Below are 14,504 nucleotides of genomic sequence, written 5' to 3'. Positions count from 1 at the left end.
GCGTTTTCCGGTCGGAACGCCCCGTTCAGGCCAGTATTGCGCGATCGATCTCGCGAATCGCTACCGTGCCGAGCATCGCCATGTTTCGATCGACTTCGTCCCTGAGAAGGCCGATTGCATGTCGAACACCCGGCGCGCCGCCCACCGCGGCGGCGTACATGAACGGGCGCCCCGCGAATACGAACTGCGCACCGAGCGCGAGCGCCTTCAGGACATCTCCCCCGCGCCGGATTCCGCTGTCCATCATGACGACGGTTTTGTCACCAACGGCATCACAAATCTGCGGCAATACAGCTAGCGGCTCGACCGCCCCGTCCAGTTGGCGCCCACCGTGGTTCGACACGATGATCCCGTCCGAGCCAATCGCGAGTGCGCGCCGTGCATCGTCCGCGTGAAGAATGCCTTTGATGACCAGATTCCCGCTCCAACGTTGACGAGTGCTTGCGATGTCCGACCATGACAGATGGTCGCGTCCGGTGGTGTCGCGTACCGCCGAAGCGGACAGCATCGGCGCCCCTCGTGTCGCGAACGAGTTCTCGAAGTGGGGCATCCCGTGATTGATCAGCGTCCGGGCGAACGTGCCGAGCAGCCAGCGCGGATGGGAAATACCGTCCATCGCGAGACGAAGCGACGGGCGCAACGGCAGCGAGAAGCCCGTGCGCACGTTGTCTTCGCGGTTCGCCCAAACGGGAATGTCGACGGTGAGGACGAGCGTCGCGAAGCCGGCGGCCTTGACGCGCTCGATCAGGGCGTCGCGGCGAGCGGCATCGCCGGGGAGATAGGCCTGGAACCAGGTGTCAGGTGCTTCGGCATGGACCGTCTCCATCGGAATGAGCGAGGAGCCGCTCATGATCGCAGGGATGTTTTCATCCTGAGCGACCGTGGCCAATGCGATGTCGCCGCGATATGCCGAAATGGCACTGATTCCGACCGGTGCGATTCCGAACGGGGACGAATAGGTGTGGTTGAAGATCGTTGTCTGCTGTGACCGGCGAGACACGTCGACAAGCACTTTCGTGCGGAACTTCAAGTGTTCGAACGCAGCCCGATTCGCCGCGATCGACATGCCGTCCTCCGCGGCGCCGGAAATATAGCCGAAGAGTGGGCGCGGCAGAACGCGCCGTGCCGCCGCCTCGAAGTCCGCGAGCGAGAGAATCTGGCGCAGCCGCCGGGGGAGATGTTCCTTGACCCCGTAAGCTGCGTGTTCAATTCGCCCGACGGGCGTCGTCTCCTGCACTGTCACATGCTCTGCGTAGTCGTTCATCTCACCGTCCCACTGAGTTACATCGAAATCGCTGCGTCGGCCCTCGGCGGTCGGTGTGCCCGACAACGCCAAAGAGCCGGCGACATCAAGACGCAAACGAACCGCGCTGGCGCATCAGCTCGCGGAACAGCGATTCGTTCGGCTGGAATGGCGCCCGGCCGTGAAGGTAGAAATAGTTGTTCAGCACCACCAGGCCACCGACCGGCAAAGACACTTCCTTCGTGCCAGCCGACGTTTCCATCGACTGGGACAGTGAGCGGAGAAATGCCGCTTCTTCACGGTTGGCCGGCTGGCGGCCAGAGGCCTTGCCGGTGTGGTGCGGATCGGGTCGGTGGCATCGGGCGTGAGCAGCGGCGTGCTCTCGAGGATGCTGCATCAGTTTCGGATCTCGCATGGCGACGTGCGAATCGAGGTCGTGGCCATGGAGACCCCGCGCCAGTTCGAGGCGCTCGTCAGCGGCGAGATCGATGTAGGTATCGTGAGACCGTGGCGCCAGCATCCAGCAGGTATCGTGGCGACAATCGTGCAGACCGAATGCCTGTTGGTCGCGATGGCCGAGGACCATGCATTGGCAGCAAGCGGGCACGTGTCGGTCAGAGACCTGAAAGATCAGCGTTTTATCGCCCCCCACTTCGACGACGACACGGGATTTAGCGAGGTGCTTACTGCGCTGGGCGTGGCGGGAGGCTTTGTTCCTTTTCTCGAACATCGCGTTCATGACTTCATCGCCGCGATCAGTCTCGCATCGGCCGGATACGGCGTGGTCGTCGTCCCGGAATCGATGCGCAACTTCACACAGCCAGGCATTTGCTATCGGCCGATCGCGGATTTCGAGTATCCGTGTCATCTCGCATTGGCCGGCAGGCGGCGAGAGCTTTCTCCCGCCGTTCGCGCATTCGTAAAGGAATCCCTCGCGCTGTTCACCGGTCGCGCCTTATCAGACCCAGCTTGAGTTGAACTCACGGGCCTGTTGGTGACGATCCAGAGAGTCGATCAGGATGGCTACGTAATTCTTTTAGTCAAGCTTGACCTCGAAGCCGCGACGCACCGCGGGGCGATCGAACATGGCGTCGTACCATCGCTTGACGTTTGGGTAGTCTGCAATATCGACCTTGTGCCGCTCGTGTCGCCACGCCCAGCCAATGATGGCAAAGTCGGCAATCGAAAGCTCGCCGGCCACGTACTCATGGCCAGCGAGCCTTTCGTTCAGCACCGAATAAAGCCGTCGTGTTTCGTCTGAGAAGCGCTTGAGACCGTAGCGTCTGTCGCCCTCGGAAGCGAGCGCGGCGAAGTGGTGCACCTGTCCGGGCATCGGTCCGAAACCACCCATCTGCCACATGAGCCATTCGATCACGGGCACCCGTTCGCGTAGACCGCGTGGAAGGAATCGGCCGGTCTTTTCTCCAAGATAGAGAAGGATCGCGCCCGACTCGAACACGCTGATAGGCTGACCATCGGGGCCGTCTGGATCGACGATCGCCGGAATCTTGTTGTTCGGGCTGATGGATAGGAATGACGGCTCGAACTGCTCGCGGTTGCCGATATTCACAGGCTGAACGACGTACGGCAACGCCATTTCCTCGAGCGCGACGCTGGCCTTGCGGCCATTAGGCGTGTTCCATGCATAGAGCGTGATCGGTTCGGTCTTCATGGATTCAGCTCAATTCGACATCGACATGTGTGTTGAAACCCGGACGCGTGGCGAGCGACGCGTACCAGCGCTCGAGGTCGGGCATTCGAACACGTTCTATGCCCGGCATGCCAAACCACCGCTTCGCGAACGCACCGAGAACGATATCCGCAATCGTGAACGACTCGGCTTCGACGTAGTCGCGACCCCTCAACTGCGCATCGAGCACTTTCCAGACTTCCGCGACCTTTACGACATCGGCGGCAATTTTCTCGATGTCCCGCTTGGCCTCGGGTGTGCGGACGATTCCCCAGAACACGGGACGCTCGGCCGGCTGCAAAGTCGAGAGCGACCAGTCGAGCCAGCGGTCGATGCTGGCCCGCGCCTTTGGATCGGCGGGATAAAGTGTGCCGGGTTCACCGTACTGCATCACGATATAGCGCAGGATCGAGTTCGATTCCCAAAGCACAAAATCGCCGTCAACGAGCGTGGGGACCTTGCCCATCGGATTCATCGCGAGGTAGGCGGCTTCGGTGTTGTGTCCGAACTGCAGACCGGCGTCTATCCGGTTATAGCGTAGGGAAAGCTCATCGCAAAGCCACAAGAGCTTCTGGACGTTGACCGAATTGGCACGTCCCCAGATGGTAAACATGCGTGCGTCCTTTTGGTGTTTGTTATTAGTGTGTTGACCGTTTCACTCCGTCGTCGTCGGCATAACGCTTACGCTGGCAATGCTGTCAGCAATTCGGCCGTCGTGACGATCGAATGAGCAAACGTGGGTCCGTTCAGTTCGTGGGCGGCCCGCATCAGTTCCGGCGTGAAGGCGGCGGTCGCGTCGCGTACGAGCGTCACGTGATAGCCGAGCTCCATCGCGAATCGCGCGGTGGATTCGATGCAGGTGTTCGCGAGCAGGCCGACGGTAATCACGTGCGAGATTTTGTGCTGCTTGAGCTGGAAATCGAGGTCCGTGTTGGCGAAGCCGCTTTGCGCCCAATGCTCGTGGATGACGATGTCGTTTTCCTGGGGAACGAAATCGGGGTGCCATTCGCCGCCCCATGTGCCCTTTGCGAAGGTCTGGCGCTTTTGCACGAGCCGTTGCGTCGGGTTCGGATGGTCCCAGTCTTCGTAGTCGCCAGGCTGCCAGCGGCGATGCGGCACATAGAACACCTGAACGCCAGCCTTGCGTGCGGCGCCCACCGTTGCGCGCAAATTGTCGAGGAGCCGAACGTCGTTGGCGACTGCCTCGATCATCGGAAAGATCTTGCCGCCATGTGACAGGAAGTCGTTGTACGGGTCGACCAGCAAAAGACCGGTGTGTTCGGCGTGATAGGCGAGGTCCGTCATGATGTTCTCCGGAAAAACGGTTCGGGATGGGGCACGACACAACCGACACCCGATGCGCGGAACTTCTGCACGACGTCGAGCACTTCGTTGCCTCACGAGTCGAGTATATATATGAATTTCATAGTTGCAACTGGAACATAAACACCATACCCACGGCGCGGGTATCGAACGCATGTCTTGCCCCGGATGCGGATGTCATCGCCGTGACGCAATCCGTGATACTATGAAAATAGTAGTTACGATGGAGGCAAAATGAAGCGCAGAGAGAAAGGGGTGGCCACGGTGTGCCCTGTGGCGCGATCGACCGAAGTTGTCGGCGACAAGTGGACGACGCTTGTGCTGCGCGAGCTGTACATGGGCGCGACCCGATTCGAGGAAATTCAGATTCAGACGGAGGCGACGCCCCAGATGCTGGCGACGCGGCTGAAGTCACTCGAAGCGGACGGGATGGTCGAGCGCCATCCGTATCAGGAAAGGCCGTTGCGCTACGAGTACCGTCTCACGGAGAAAGGCCGGGCGTACTATCCGGTGATCCAGGCGCTACGCACCTGGGGCGAGACCTGGTGCAAGAGCAAAGGCGAGGAAGTCGCGGTGCATTTTACGCATCGTGTGTGCGGGCACGAGGTTGGCCTCGACTATATCTGCCCGTCGTGCGGAGAGTACGTGGAGCGTCGCGACCTCGATGCAACCTTGAGTGCTTCGTTTGCGAAAGAGCGCGAGAAGAGGCGCGAGACATATCGGGCCGCGAAGGCCAGATCCGAATAGTTCAGTCAGCGCGCAGCGGGCTGTCGTCCAGTCTGTTCCGTGCGTCGCGCGTGCACCAGGAAGTCCGTGACGAAGGCTAGTGCGAGAGCGCCCGCACCGCACAGGAATACGAGCGCGTAGCCGGCGAAATTTGCCGCGCCGAGCGTGACGGTCTGCGAGGAACTGAACCAGTGCGCCAGGATCATTGAGGGAATGAGCGGCGTGTAGGCGAAGCGCGCGAGACCGATGGCGACCAGACTGCCGCAAAGCCCGGCGAAGGCTGCGAAGAGCGCGCGGGCATCGAGCGATGATGCATCGCTCACGTGGGACGTGGAAGGAACTGCAGACATTGCGAACTCCGGTATCACGGGTGTTGCGGGGGGAAGCGTCTACGCATTGACGTCTACGACTGTGCGACCCTGAATCTTGCCTTCCAGTATCTGGCCCGCGACAGCAGGAACGTCGGCGAGCCCGATCACCTTCGTCGCGCGGCCGAGTTTGCTCAAATCGAGGTCGCGCGCAAGCCGCGCCCAGGCATCGATGCGTACGGACTGGGGAGCATTGACAGAATCGATGCCTGCGAGGGTCACATTGCGTCGGATGAAGGGCAGGACCGAACCGGGGAGACCCGAGCCCTGCGCCAGGCCGCAGGCGGCGACGACGCCCCGGTACTGCGTCTGGGCCAGGACGTTTGCCAGCGTGTGATGTCCGACGGAATCCACGGCACCCGCCCAACGTTCGGTGGCGAGCGGCGTACCTGGCTCCGAGAGCGTTCGGCGATCAATCACTTCCGCGGCGCCGAGGCTGCGCAGATAGTCGGCTTCCTCGGGGCGTCCGGTTGATGCGACGACGCGATACCCGAGGCCCGACAGGACTGCAATTGCGATCGAGCCGACGCCTCCATTGGCGCCTGTGACGAGCACGTCGCCGCGTTGTGGCGAGAGTCCGCCATGTTCGAGCGCCAACACGGCAAGCATGGCCGTGTATCCGGCCGTGCCGATAGCCATCGCGTCGTGCGCGGAAAAAACCTCTGGGAGTTTGACGAGCCACTCGCCCTTCACGCGTGCCTTCTGCGCGAATCCGCCGTGATGGTTCTGGCTGAGTTCCCACCCGTTGAGGACGACACGGTCGCCGGCGGAGATGCCGGGATACGTGGATGCTTCGACGGTGCCAGCCAGGTCGATGCCCGCGACCAATGGAAACTCGCGGATGATCTCCGCGCGTCCGGAAATGGCGAGTGCGTCCTTGAAGTTCACAGTCGAATATTCGACCGCAACGGTAACGTCTCCGGGCATGAGGTCTTGCTCGCGCATATTGACGATGCGCGTCGAGATCGCGTCACGCGGTTTCGTCGCGAGCAGTGCTTTGAAGGTCATTCTATTCTCCTGAGCAAATTGATTCCCGATGGCCCGAGCTATTGAGCCGTTGCCGATCGGTGGGTGATGTTTGCGGGTGGCCGGGTCATGCGTGCCCGTCAGCAACGGCTGAACTGGATCGTGCGTATGCGAGCGTATTGACCACCACAGCGGCGAGCGAGAGCAAGGCGCCGATTGCAGCGAGGCCGAGCCAGGCAGCGTGCAGGGCCCCCGCACCGCCAAGTGCCGCACCGACTGCGCCGCCAAGAAAGTACGAAACCATGAAAACGGTGTTCAGGCGGCTGCGGGCTTCGGGCCGCAGTGCATAGATCCGCGCCTGGTTGGCAATGAAACTCGCGCGATTGCCCAGATCCAGCAACACCATCCCGACGATCAACCACGTCAGGCTGCGTGCGCCCGCTGCGACAAATGCAAACGCGATGGCGACCGTGAGTGCGCCTGCGGTTGCAACATGGCGCGCGCCGACGCGGTCGACGATCGCGCCCAGTCGTGGCGATACCGAAAGACCGACAAGGCCGATCAGCCCAAATGCTCCGATCGTGGCCGGGCCGTAATGGTAGGGCGCTCGTGCGAGTAGTACCGCGAGTGTTGCCCAGAGCGCGCTGAATGCGGCGAACACAAGAAACCCCATCGTTGCCGAGAGGCGTAGTAGCTGTTCCTTGCGGACGAGGCCAGCGAGCGAGTGCATCAACTCGCGATAGCGGATCGCCGCGAGTGCATTCGACAACGGCAGCTCCCTGATGACAAGCAGAAGGCCAATGTCGATGGCGGAAGCGATCACGAATATCGAACGCCAACCCCACAGCGCACCGACGATACCACTCAGCGTGCGTGCCAGCAGGACGCCAGAAGAGAGGCCGCCCAGCAGGGAGCCGACTACGTGTCCGCGCGTCTCGGGGGTAGCCATGCCCGAGACCGATGGGATGATGATTTGCGCTGAGATTGATGTCATCCCAACGAGGAAGCTGCATAGAGCCAGCGCGAAGAAGGACGGTGCCGCTGCGCAGGCGAGCAGCGCCACTGCGTTCGCGATGATCGCACGCGTTGCCAGTTTGCGTGGTTGGACACCGTCGGCGAGCGGGACGAAGAGCAGCAGTCCCATCGCATAGCCGAGCTGGGTGAGGGTGGCGATGAGGCTCCCACGCGCCGACGGCACAGCGAACGTCGATGCGATCTGCGGCAGCAGCGGCTGATGGTAGTAGATGGGCGAGACCGCGAGCGCGCAGCAAAGTGCCATCAGAAAGACCTGGCGCGGGGAGATCATGAGTGCCTTCGCTAAGGTAGGGGGCGGAGTTGGGCGGAATTCGCGGTATCGTCGGAATCGGACGAATTACGGGGCAAGGCGTGATCAGGCTTTGGGCAATGCGTCGAGGAACTCGCGAGTGCTCACGATACTGTGCGCGTAGGTCGGCCCGTTCAGCTCATGCGCCGCATGCATCGCTTCCCGCTTGAGAGCGGCCGTTGCGTCCTTCACGAGCGTCACGTGGTAACCAAGCTCCGTTGCATATCGCGCCGTAGCCTCTATGCAGGTGTTGGCCAGCAGGCCGACGATCACCACGTGCGTGATGCGATGCTGCTTAAGCTGGAAGTCGAGATCCGTATTGGCAAAACCACTGGAGCCCCAGTGTTCGAGCGCCACGACGTCACCTCGTTGCGGCGTGAAGTCGGGGTGCCATTCGCCGCCCCACTCGCCCTTCGCGAAGTGATGACCGTCCATGATCTTGCGCTGGCTCGGGCTCGGATGACACCAGCACTGATAGTCGCCAGGCTGCCACCGGCGGTGCGGTACGTAGACCACCTGGACCCCGGCATCGCGGACGGCTCCGTTGATACGTCGTAGATTCTCCAGCAGTCCGACTTCTTCAGCGACATCCTTGACGAAGGGCCAGACTTTGCCTCCTTCGGAGAGGAAGTCGTTAAAAGGATCGACGAACAGCAGTGCGGTTGATCTGGCCTCGTAGGTGAAGCGGCTCATTGCATTTCTCCGGAAGGGGTTCACACCAGAACGTTGAGCTGAAACGGCTCGCCACTCATCCGGACACGCGTGCGACTCGTGATGCCGGTACAGCTAGAGGTGAAGCCTCTCTTTTCCGGCATTGTATATATGAAAAACATAGTGTCAAGTTGGGCGTGAATCCCATACCGTGTTTGCGGGTTTATGCAGCTTTATTGTTTTATATGACCGGTTTACATGCGAGGAAAAATATTGTTACTATGAAGATCATATACAAAAGTCTGAGGCAACAAGCCCGGAGTTGTTCGTATTGTTCGTACGAAGCCGCCCACCTGATCGCAGTGCCATACCCTGGAGAGCAACATGCAATACCTCGTGATGATTTCCCGTTCCGAAAACGCATCTTCCATGTCCCCTCACAAGGAAGAGGTTGAGGCGGAGGCCGAGTTTGTCCGCCGTCTTTACGCCTCCGGGATAGTTCGGCAGGTATGGCTGAGGGCAGAAGGGGGAGCCTGCATGATTTCGGAAGCAGATGACGAAGACGGCCTCAGGCAACTCCTCGGCGAACTTCCTTTGGTCAAGACCGGCTATCTTGCGCCGCCACAGATCAGCCGATTGCGCTCGTATTCGGGGTTTGGTCCGCGTAGTCTCTGAGCCACTCCAGTTCTCACGCCGGTACGGGCCGGCCAATCGGTGGAGATGGCGACTTTCACATCATGTCGTCAAGCTGACAATCATCCTGGAACAATCTCAATGACACGCTGGAAACTATTCGGTATGCTAATCATAGTCGTTGCGCTGTTCGCCACGGTGTCCTCTGCAATAGCGCCGGACCGCGTGGCATCGCTGCAATACGCGATACGAGCAACGGCTCGCACGTCCTTTATCCTGTTTCTGGCGGTCTTCCTGGCCACCACGTTTGCGCGACTCGTCCCGTCGGCGCTAACCCGCGCCCTGGTCAGGGAGCGGCGGTTTATCGGATTGTCGTTCGCCGCCTCGCAATTTTTTCACGCAACGGCGCTCATCATCTACATCAGGACAGCGCCCGAGGCATTCTGGGAGGGGCGTACGCCCGCGACAAACATACCGGGCTCCATCGGCTATTTGATGATTCTGTTGCTGACGGTCACGTCGTTCGCAATGCCGGCGCGTCTCATCGGTCCTGCCAACTGGAAGAGGCTGCATCTCACGGGCGTATGGATACTCGCCGTCATTTTCACGGCTTCCTTCCTCACCCGAGTCCATCAACATGCCGCTTATCTCGTTCCCGGCATGGTCATGGTTGTCGCGATGTTGCTACGCATGGCCGAGCGGTTCGAAGCGTGAGGTCAGGGATTCGCCGCACCTGGAGGACGCCTCCCGCGCAATCCATTCAGGCTGGCGCAGCAGTCGAAACTCGCGATCTTGGAACGCGCATCAAGGAGGCCCCCATATCCGAGCGCGACACCGTTCGCAAGGTGTGCAACTCGCAACGCTCCATCACATTGCGTTATTTGGCCGCTGGCTACGACTTGCGCAGTTGAGAAGCGAGGTTGGATTTGTCATGGCAGTCCGTTACCTCTATAGGAACAGACGGTTCAATCGTCGCAAGGACGCTCCGGCGAATGGCTCCTACTGGCCGAATTCGGTCCGACGACGAAGGTCGTGCCCAACGTTGGGGGCCGTGGACGTCGACGACGGATGCCGACCCACCGCCGTGATACGTGCCTCCGCCGCTGCGACAACCGTTTCCAAGATGCAATGGCCCTTGCGGTCGACTCGCTCCCTATGTAGCATCTTCCGACGTGTCGACGACATGGAACCGGCAGGTTTCGGTACGGCCAGCCGAGTTGACAGCTTTCGGGCAGAGCAGTTGCCACCCCGTCCCGCTCGAAAACCGAGTGTGGGGTGTCGAGCAGTACATCTGGCTGAACCGACTCGCGAGTGCCTTGCTGGCTCCGCCGTTTGGCATTTTCGTCAATCCGATGCGGGGGGATGCGTGGACGACCAACCATTTCTATCCGGAATTCCCGTCAATCATGTGCTTGACCGCCTCGCGAAAGCCGGAGGCAAAGAGATTGAATCCGGCAAGTTTTCGAGCCCTGAAAGCTCCGCCGCACTCGCGGTCAATTGTTTTGGCTGGTTCATTGAGCGACCTCGCCAACTGCCACCACTGAAAGGCCTCGAGGACGCAGGCATTCCGGAGCTGGTAGACATCGAGTTCTGCGCGCGATTTCCTTGGGCCGGAGGGCGCCATCCTTGGCTCGACGCTGTGGTGCAGACGCCCAGGTTCCTCATCGGAATCGAGAGCAAGCGTTTTGAGCCCTTCCGGGACGCGAAATCGGTCAGCCTGTCAGACGCCTATGACCGCCCCGTGTGGGGCGCCAATATGAAGGGGTATGAAAGGATGCGAGACCGATTGCGGTCCGGAGATGTGAGGTATGTTCACCTCGATGCCGCGCAACTGGTCAAGCACGCGTTCGGTTTGGTGACCGAAGGCGGCCGACGCAACCGGGCGCCCAAGTTGTTCTATCTTTTCGCTGAACCCGCGGCGCGAGGCGGTCTTGCTATCGCGCCGGATAACCTCGCCCGGCACCGGGACGAAATTGCCAGATTTGCAGAGGCGGTGGCAGGTGACGCAGTGACGTTTCATTCCGCGAGCTACAGGGAGTGGCTTGGGACCTGGTCTCTGCTTGACAGCCGAATCGCGGCACATGGACAAGCATTCATCGAAGCGTTCGAACCATGACAGTAACGCGCGGAACGCATTGCATCACCACCGCCGTTGAAATGGCGCGATCGGCCAAGTGCAGCCCGACGATGCAGGCATACCGCATGGGCAACACGGGATGACGGCTGCCGTAATGCGTGCGTGTCGTGAAATCGAGAATCACCTGATCGTGGCTGATCACGACATGTTGACCCGGCTCCAACAGCAGCAACTTTAGTTTGAAAACCTTCCACGCTGTAGTGCCGCGCTGTTTGACACAGGCGATGACATTCATGGCGGCCTGGCCGGCTATCGATTCGCCCCTCGCTGAAAGCAATTCGAACCAAACACAATTTCGCCCCGGGGCGATCATAGTCGCGCGGCGGGGCGAGCCGGGTACGGCGCCTAACCGCAACACCGCTATTTACACAGTGTCGGGCCGGAGCTGTAGGTTGTCGCGGTGCTGCGGCCCGCGAGGCCCGTAGTCGAGCTCGGCCCCGAGATTGCTGCTCCGGGTGATTGGGGCGGGTGCGTCGCAGGGGCCCATGATCGACTCGACGAAAAGCAGCTTGTCATTCGGCGCCGCGAGCGCATCTTGCAAGTCGCCGCAGGTCCTGACCACGAACGAGCGCGCCGAGGCGCCGGGGTGCAGCACTTTCGGCAGTTCGGCATAGGCCCAGTTGGCGACGTCGTTATACGGCTCGGTCTTGCCGATGTAGCCGCGTTCGATGGTGTATCCGCCGTTGTTGATCAGCAGGATCGCCGGCTTGTGATCGTGCCGCAGAATTGTCGACAGTTCCTGCGCCGTGACCTGGAAGGAGCCATCGCCCACGAGCAGCACGTGACGACGGTCCGGTGCCGCAGTCAGCGCGCCAAGCAGCGCTCCGACCGAGAAGCCGATGGATCCCCAGTTGATCGAGCCGATGAAGGTGCACTTCGGCGGCAGCTTCAGGCCGAGGATGGAGAAGGACGTGCCATTGTCGACGTACACGACGTCACCTTCGCGCAGGTAGCCCTGGATGGCCTGCCAGTAGGCCGCCTGCGTCAACCTCGCGGAAGCGTCGGCTTGCTTGCCCGGCACCGCTGGGGCAGCGACAGGCCGCGGAGCGCGGTTCGTGACCTGCGGAACCGCTTCAATGACGCCGCGGAGGACTTCCTTGAGCGTGATGGCCTGATAGTTGTCTTCGCCGACGTCTACTGCGTGACCGCGGGCGTGGATCGTGCCGGCGGGGAGCGTCGCCGTGAAATCGCCCGTGGTCACTTCAATCGGCCGATAGCCAATGGCGAGCAGGCAGTCACTGTTCTCGATCGTCTCCTGGACCCCAGGCTCGCTGCCCTTGCCGTTGTAGATGCCAACGTAATACGGGAACGACTCGTCGATCACACTCTTGGCTGCGTTGATCACAGCCACCGGTGCTTGCATCTTCTGGGCCAGTTCCATGAGATCGGGGGCGACGCCGAACCGGGCGGCGTCCGCATCCACCAGGATCGCGGGCTTTGTGGCGGCGGACAGCCGCTCCGCGACCGCGGTGATACAGGAGCGCAGCCGCTCCGGATCACTGGGTGCGTCGGCGAGGACGAGCGGAGCTGCGGGCACCTCGATCTCGAGATACGCGATATCAGACGGGAACTCCATGTACACCGGGAGCTTCTCCCGCCAGGCGGTGAGGATCAGGCGGTCGATCTCAGCGGCCGCGTTGCGCGGGGTGATCCGGGCCTGCGCCGCGGTCACCGGCGCGTAGGCACGCAGGAAATGGTCATAGTTCCCGTCGGCCATGGTGTGGTGCATCCCCAGGCCGCGATCGATGGACCGCAGCGGTATCGAACCGCAGATGCAGATGGTCGGGACGTGCTCGGCGTAGGAGCCGGCGACACCGTTGAGCGCGCTCAGCGCGCCCACGCCATTCGTGACGAGCAGCGCGCCGAGGCCCTTCAGCCGGGCATAGCCGTCCGCTGCATAGGAGGAGGTCAGCTCGCCGGTATTGCCGACCCACTCCAGCGTGCCGCTATCGTGAAGCTGCTGCAACAGCGGGAGATTGTAGTCGCCGGGGACGCCGAACAGATGTCCGATGCCAGCTTCCTCGAGACGGCGAAGCAGAAAGTCGCCGATCGTCATTCTTTGGGTGAGGCTGCCCGTCTGTTGCTTGATTTCCATAGAGGACTCCTGATCTGATTCATCATAGGGATGAGCGCTACTGTGCGCGATCGAACTCCGCGGAGCTGGGTACCGGTTCTGGCCGGCTACACCGTTGTGTTCGTTAGCCTTTCGATTGCTTACAAACCTGATGCATTTTTCGGCACATCGGCTTCTTGCGGAATAACGACATGCTACGATCGTGCGTGTTCCCCGGTCTGTCAGATCTCTTGCTTTTCCACGTTTTCTCAAGCAATTTCGGATGTGGTCTCCGCTATGGGATTGAGCGCCGCAGTAGTTGAAAAGATATCCACCAGCCCCTGGTTTTCCTCGCTGCCGCTAGCGGAACGAAGCAGCCTGGCAGCGGACAGCACGCTGGTTTGCATCGACGTCGACCAACCACTGTGCCGGCGCGGCGATCAGCCGGATGGCTTTTACGGAATCGTCGAAGGACGCTTAAAAGCGTCGAACGTGCGCAGCGACGGCAAAGAAGCCATTCTGTCGATCCTCGAGCCCGGCAACTGGTTCGGACAGATGTCCGCCATTACGGGATGGCCGTATGCTCACGACGTCATTGCGCTAGAAGCCGCGCAGATTGTGAGGCTGCCGCTGGAGGCCTTCCACTCGCGCATGCAGAGCGCCGCATTTGCCAAGTCGATTGCCGAGCTGCTGGCTCAACATACTGGTCTTCTCTACCAGATGCTCGAGGAGGCGACGCTGTATTCCACGCGCGCGAGGATCGCTCGTCGTCTCATGCACCTCGCGCGCGGCGACGCCACCCTCGCTGCCAGCAACCGGTCGAACATTCAGGTCTCACAAGACACGCTTGCGATGATGCTAGGCATTTCACGTCAGACCCTTTCTCTCGAACTCAAGGAAATGGCATCGAAGGGCGCGCTCGCCTTGCGCTACGGCCATGTCGAAATCGTCTCGATGGACGTCCTCAAGTCATTCGATGAGTAGTGCAAGGCAAGCTTGACTGCGCCGTGCTGGACTCGCCCCGCCACGCGAACGCAGCCTTACACGCTCGATGCGAACCGCGCACATTGACCCACATGGTCAAGGGTAAAGGCGGCGAGCGGTGATCTCCGTCCACCAACGAAACGCACTCCGCCATCGGAGTCGACGTCCGGTAACGGAAGCGGAACGGCCGTTGAGCCAGCTCTCATTCTTTCCAGTCGAACGGCCGAAGTTGGCCGACTACCGCCGGATGCAGTCGGCCGAAGCCGACCCTGAACGGTCACTCAGGGCATTCGCACCTCAATGGCGGGTTCCGGAGGCGGTTCGGACGCCTCGACAGCTCCTCACGGACAGTCAGCAACTGGAGGCGAGTAAGCCTTGGTCCTCCCACTGTTTACCGGCGTTTTGT

The 14,504-nt window shown here is 61.0% G+C and carries 17 protein-coding genes; 6 read left to right on the top strand and 11 right to left on the bottom strand.

Annotated features, from left to right (window positions below):
- Positions 1–25: 25 nt before the first annotated feature.
- Together DID96_RS13520 and DID96_RS13515 are read right to left on the bottom strand one after the other, a co-directional pair.
- A complete protein-coding gene (locus DID96_RS13520) occupies positions 26–1,264 on the bottom strand; it encodes an alpha-hydroxy acid oxidase (RefSeq protein ID WP_124599813.1) in 1,239 nt (412 codons plus the stop codon).
- A gap of 85 nt (positions 1,265–1,349) precedes the next feature.
- Positions 1,350–1,658 (bottom strand): carbon starvation induced protein CsiD, encoded by a 309-nt coding sequence (locus tag DID96_RS13515; protein ID WP_260463890.1) that lies wholly within the window; start codon positions 1,656–1,658, stop codon positions 1,350–1,352.
- Here DID96_RS13515 and DID96_RS13510 point away from each other — a divergent pair.
- Positions 1,578–2,216 carry a LysR family substrate-binding domain-containing protein gene (locus DID96_RS13510; RefSeq protein WP_311767740.1) on the top strand — a complete coding sequence of 213 codons (639 nt, stop codon included), beginning with the start codon at positions 1,578–1,580 and terminating at the stop codon, positions 2,214–2,216. The two genes, DID96_RS13515 and DID96_RS13510, sit on opposite strands and share 81 nt — an antisense overlap.
- A gap of 63 nt (positions 2,217–2,279) precedes the next feature.
- Here DID96_RS13510 and DID96_RS13505 read toward each other — a convergent pair whose 3' ends face one another.
- From DID96_RS13505 to DID96_RS13495, 3 genes are all read right to left on the bottom strand, one after another.
- The gene (locus tag DID96_RS13505; protein ID WP_124599811.1) at positions 2,280–2,915 is read right to left on the bottom strand and encodes a glutathione S-transferase family protein; all 636 of its coding nucleotides are present in this window, start codon (positions 2,913–2,915) and stop codon (positions 2,280–2,282) included.
- A gap of 4 nt (positions 2,916–2,919) precedes the next feature.
- A complete protein-coding gene (locus tag DID96_RS13500) occupies positions 2,920–3,546 on the bottom strand; it encodes a glutathione S-transferase family protein (protein ID WP_124599810.1) in 627 nt (208 codons plus the stop codon).
- Positions 3,547–3,614: 68 nt separating this feature from the next.
- A complete protein-coding gene (locus DID96_RS13495) occupies positions 3,615–4,238 on the bottom strand; it encodes an isochorismatase family cysteine hydrolase (protein WP_124599809.1) in 624 nt (207 codons plus the stop codon).
- Positions 4,239–4,490: 252 nt separating this feature from the next.
- Between DID96_RS13495 and DID96_RS13490 the strand changes: the two genes are divergently transcribed.
- Positions 4,491–5,003 carry a helix-turn-helix domain-containing protein gene (locus DID96_RS13490; RefSeq protein ID WP_124599808.1) on the top strand — a complete coding sequence of 171 codons (513 nt, stop codon included), beginning with the start codon at positions 4,491–4,493 and terminating at the stop codon, positions 5,001–5,003.
- Between the two features lie 5 nt (positions 5,004–5,008).
- Here DID96_RS13490 and DID96_RS13485 read toward each other — a convergent pair whose 3' ends face one another.
- From DID96_RS13485 to DID96_RS13470, 4 genes are all read right to left on the bottom strand, one after another.
- Positions 5,009–5,332: an MFS transporter gene (locus DID96_RS13485; RefSeq protein ID WP_260463888.1), complete on the bottom strand. Its 324-nt coding sequence runs from the start codon at positions 5,330–5,332 to the stop codon at positions 5,009–5,011.
- A 39-nt stretch (positions 5,333–5,371) separates the two neighbouring features.
- A complete protein-coding gene (locus tag DID96_RS13480; protein ID WP_124599807.1) occupies positions 5,372–6,358 on the bottom strand; it encodes an MDR family oxidoreductase in 987 nt (328 codons plus the stop codon).
- Positions 6,359–6,443: 85 nt separating this feature from the next.
- Complete coding sequence (locus DID96_RS13475) at positions 6,444–7,622, bottom strand: MFS transporter (protein WP_124599806.1); 1,179 nt, start codon at positions 7,620–7,622, stop codon at positions 6,444–6,446.
- 84 nt (positions 7,623–7,706) lie between these two features.
- Positions 7,707–8,333, bottom strand: a complete 627-nt coding sequence (locus DID96_RS13470; protein ID WP_124599805.1) for an isochorismatase family cysteine hydrolase — start codon at positions 8,331–8,333, stop codon at positions 7,707–7,709.
- Positions 8,334–8,675: 342 nt separating this feature from the next.
- Between DID96_RS13470 and DID96_RS13465 the strand changes: the two genes are divergently transcribed.
- The 3 genes from DID96_RS13465 to DID96_RS13455 all read left to right on the top strand — a co-directional run bounded on the left by DID96_RS13465 (position 8,676) and on the right by DID96_RS13455 (position 11,040).
- The gene (locus DID96_RS13465; protein ID WP_124599804.1) at positions 8,676–8,966 is read left to right on the top strand and encodes a hypothetical protein; all 291 of its coding nucleotides are present in this window, start codon (positions 8,676–8,678) and stop codon (positions 8,964–8,966) included.
- A 99-nt stretch (positions 8,967–9,065) separates the two neighbouring features.
- Complete coding sequence (locus DID96_RS13460) at positions 9,066–9,638, top strand: hypothetical protein (RefSeq protein ID WP_124599803.1); 573 nt, start codon at positions 9,066–9,068, stop codon at positions 9,636–9,638.
- A gap of 652 nt (positions 9,639–10,290) precedes the next feature.
- A complete protein-coding gene (locus DID96_RS13455; RefSeq protein ID WP_124599802.1) occupies positions 10,291–11,040 on the top strand; it encodes a PGN_0703 family putative restriction endonuclease in 750 nt (249 codons plus the stop codon).
- Here DID96_RS13455 and DID96_RS13450 read toward each other — a convergent pair.
- Both DID96_RS13450 and DID96_RS13445 read right to left on the bottom strand, forming a co-directional pair.
- On the bottom strand, positions 11,018–11,296 hold the full coding sequence (locus DID96_RS13450; protein ID WP_124599801.1) for a hypothetical protein: 279 nt from the start codon (positions 11,294–11,296) through the stop codon (positions 11,018–11,020). The genes DID96_RS13455 and DID96_RS13450 overlap by 23 nt on opposite strands.
- 129 nt (positions 11,297–11,425) lie before the next feature.
- A complete protein-coding gene (locus tag DID96_RS13445) occupies positions 11,426–13,156 on the bottom strand; it encodes an alpha-keto acid decarboxylase family protein (RefSeq protein ID WP_124599800.1) in 1,731 nt (576 codons plus the stop codon).
- Between the two features lie 255 nt (positions 13,157–13,411).
- Between DID96_RS13445 and DID96_RS13440 the strand changes: the two genes are divergently transcribed.
- Positions 13,412–14,098 (top strand): Crp/Fnr family transcriptional regulator, encoded by a 687-nt coding sequence (locus DID96_RS13440; protein ID WP_124599799.1) that lies wholly within the window; start codon positions 13,412–13,414, stop codon positions 14,096–14,098.
- Positions 14,099–14,504: the final 406 nt, after the last annotated feature.

This window comes from Burkholderia sp. Bp8963 (genome assembly GCF_003854275.1).
GTDB lineage: Bacteria > Pseudomonadota > Gammaproteobacteria > Burkholderiales > Burkholderiaceae > Burkholderia.
The sequence above is the reverse complement of the archived record's forward strand: the minus strand, read 5'-3'. Positions and strand labels throughout refer to the sequence as shown.

Coding starts and splice junctions, on each gene's coding strand:
- DID96_RS13520 (WP_124599813.1), bottom strand. CDS start 1,264: ATGAACGACTACGCAGAGCATGTGACAGTGCAGGAGACGACGCCCGTC.
- DID96_RS13515 (WP_260463890.1), bottom strand. CDS start 1,658: ATGCGAGATCCGAAACTGATGCAGCATCCTCGAGAGCACGCCGCTGCT.
- DID96_RS13505 (WP_124599811.1), bottom strand. CDS start 2,915: ATGAAGACCGAACCGATCACGCTCTATGCATGGAACACGCCTAATGGC.
- DID96_RS13500 (WP_124599810.1), bottom strand. CDS start 3,546: ATGTTTACCATCTGGGGACGTGCCAATTCGGTCAACGTCCAGAAGCTC.
- DID96_RS13495 (WP_124599809.1), bottom strand. CDS start 4,238: ATGACGGACCTCGCCTATCACGCCGAACACACCGGTCTTTTGCTGGTC.
- DID96_RS13490 (WP_124599808.1), top strand. CDS start 4,491: ATGAAGCGCAGAGAGAAAGGGGTGGCCACGGTGTGCCCTGTGGCGCGA.
- DID96_RS13485 (WP_260463888.1), bottom strand. CDS start 5,332: ATGTCTGCAGTTCCTTCCACGTCCCACGTGAGCGATGCATCATCGCTC.
- DID96_RS13480 (WP_124599807.1), bottom strand. CDS start 6,358: ATGACCTTCAAAGCACTGCTCGCGACGAAACCGCGTGACGCGATCTCG.
- DID96_RS13475 (WP_124599806.1), bottom strand. CDS start 7,622: ATGATCTCCCCGCGCCAGGTCTTTCTGATGGCACTTTGCTGCGCGCTC.
- DID96_RS13470 (WP_124599805.1), bottom strand. CDS start 8,333: ATGAGCCGCTTCACCTACGAGGCCAGATCAACCGCACTGCTGTTCGTC.
- DID96_RS13465 (WP_124599804.1), top strand. CDS start 8,676: ATGCAATACCTCGTGATGATTTCCCGTTCCGAAAACGCATCTTCCATG.
- DID96_RS13460 (WP_124599803.1), top strand. CDS start 9,066: ATGACACGCTGGAAACTATTCGGTATGCTAATCATAGTCGTTGCGCTG.
- DID96_RS13450 (WP_124599801.1), bottom strand. CDS start 11,296: ATGAATGTCATCGCCTGTGTCAAACAGCGCGGCACTACAGCGTGGAAG.
- DID96_RS13445 (WP_124599800.1), bottom strand. CDS start 13,156: ATGGAAATCAAGCAACAGACGGGCAGCCTCACCCAAAGAATGACGATC.
- DID96_RS13440 (WP_124599799.1), top strand. CDS start 13,412: ATGGGATTGAGCGCCGCAGTAGTTGAAAAGATATCCACCAGCCCCTGG.